The organism is Micromonospora sp. M51, assembly GCF_018070305.1.
GTDB lineage: Bacteria > Actinomycetota > Actinomycetes > Mycobacteriales > Micromonosporaceae > Micromonospora > Micromonospora parva.
In genome coordinates this window covers 1-1658 of the sequence record NZ_JAGPXZ010001041.1, presented here as the reverse complement: position 1 = coordinate 1658, position 1658 = coordinate 1, and the positions used below count along the sequence as shown (strand labels likewise).

Below are 1658 nucleotides of genomic sequence, written 5' to 3'. Positions count from 1 at the left end.
GTCGGCCCGGCGGACCTGGACGGTGACCACGACGGCGACCGCCAGCAGGCAGCCGGCCAGCAGTACGGCGAGCAGTGCGGCCTCGGCTGGCCACGGCCAGTGTGGCTGGGCGGCCGGGATGGGCGCGGCGCCGGTGTCGGAGCGTACGAGCAGGGGAGCGACGACCCCGGTGGCGAGCGCGCCGACGGCCGCGCCCGCCGCGAGCAGGGGCAGCAGCACGCCGGCGTGCTGGCCGAGCAGCACGGCCCGGATGCCGCGCCGGGACATTCCCAGGCCGCGCAGCCGCGCCACCTCGACGGCGCGGACCTGCAGGTCGCAGGTGACGTGCAGGACGACGCCGGCGAGCAGCAGCAGGGCCGCGGCCGGGACGATGAGCCGGAGCGCGCCCGGCACCCCGGCGCGCAGCGGACCGCCGATGAGGCGGGCGGTCTCCGACTCACGGGTCGCGACGGTGCCCAGGTGCAGGGCGGTGGCCCGCTCGACGGCACCGGGGCCGGCGGGGTGGCCGACCCACCAGGCGTCGACCGGGAACGTCAGGTCGCCGGTGACGGCGCTGGGCCAACCTCGGGAGACCTCGTCGAGCATGCCGCGGGCGGAGCAGAGCTGCCCGGGGGTGCAGTAGCCGCACTGGAACGCGTCGTGCGCGATGAAGGCGGCCTGCAACGGGGACAGCTCGTCCGGCCCGGCCAGCCCTTCGACGGTCACCACCGACCGGCCGTCCACGGTGACCGCGAAGATCAGGCAGCTCTTCACCCGGCGGCCGTCCAGCAGCACGGTGCAGGAGCCGCACTGGCCGTGGTCGCAGCCCTTCTTCGCCCCGGTCAGGTCGAGGTGCTCGCGCAGCGTGTCGAGCAGTGTGGTGCGGTTGTCCAGGGTGACCTCGCGGGACACGCCGTTGACCTCGACCGTCACCCGGGACGAGTGCCGCTCGTCGATCGTCGTCGTGTTCTCCGGTCCGCCCTGCACCGGCCCAGACTAGCTTTGTCGGTATATCTCAGGGCGAATAACGCAAAGCCGTTCGTACGGGAGGTGACGGCGGTGACCGCGGGACTGCTGCTGGCCGCCGGTGCCGGCCGGCGCTACGGCGGGCCGAAGGCGCTCGTCGAACTGGGCGGCGAAACGCTGGTGCGGCGCGCGGTCCGACTGCTCGCCGACGGCGGCTGCGCACCCGTGCACGTGGTGCTCGGCGCGGGCGCCGACGGGGTGCCCGACCTGCCCGGCGCGGTGCCGGTCCGGCACGACCGCTGGGCCGACGGGCTGGGCTCGTCACTGCTGCGGGGCCTTGCCTCGCTGCCGGCCGACGTGCCGGCCACCGTCGTGGTCCTCGTCGACCAGCCGCTGCTCAGCCCGGTCGCGGTGCGCCGGGTGCGCGCGGCGTACGCCGACGGCGCGGTCGTCGCGGTCGCCACCTACGCCGGCCGCCCCGGGCACCCGATCCTGCTGGCCCGGCGGGCCTGGCCGCTGCTGAGCGGGTACGCCGTCGGCGACCGGGGCGCCCGCGACCTGCTGCGCGACCGACCGGACCTGGTGGTCGAGGTGCCCTGCGACGACGTCGGCTCCCCGGTCGACGTGGACACCCCGGCCGCCCTGCGCCGACTGACACCCCGGCCGCCCTGCGCCGACTGACGCGGCGGCCGACCTGCGCCGACTGACGCGGC

The 1658-nt window shown here is 76.4% G+C and carries 2 protein-coding genes and 1 pseudogene; 1 reads left to right on the top strand and 2 read right to left on the bottom strand.

Features of this window, described 5'->3' with window-relative positions; all coding sequences use genetic code 11:
• Both KBX53_RS37330 and KBX53_RS36710 read right to left on the bottom strand, forming a co-directional pair.
• Positions 1-585: FtsX-like permease family protein (locus KBX53_RS37330; RefSeq protein ID WP_369010021.1), on the bottom strand; the 585-nt coding region annotated here is incomplete at its 3' end.
• Positions 574-912: pseudogene (locus KBX53_RS36710) on the bottom strand ((2Fe-2S)-binding protein); the annotation flags it as partial. The gene KBX53_RS37330 and the pseudogene KBX53_RS36710, both read right to left, overlap by 12 nt.
• Before the next feature lie 126 nt (positions 913-1038).
• Between KBX53_RS36710 and KBX53_RS32245 the strand changes: the two are divergent.
• The gene (locus KBX53_RS32245) at positions 1039-1626 is read left to right on the top strand and encodes a nucleotidyltransferase family protein (protein WP_309140907.1); all 588 of its coding nucleotides are present in this window, start codon (positions 1039-1041) and stop codon (positions 1624-1626) included.
• Positions 1627-1658 lie beyond the last annotated feature (32 nt).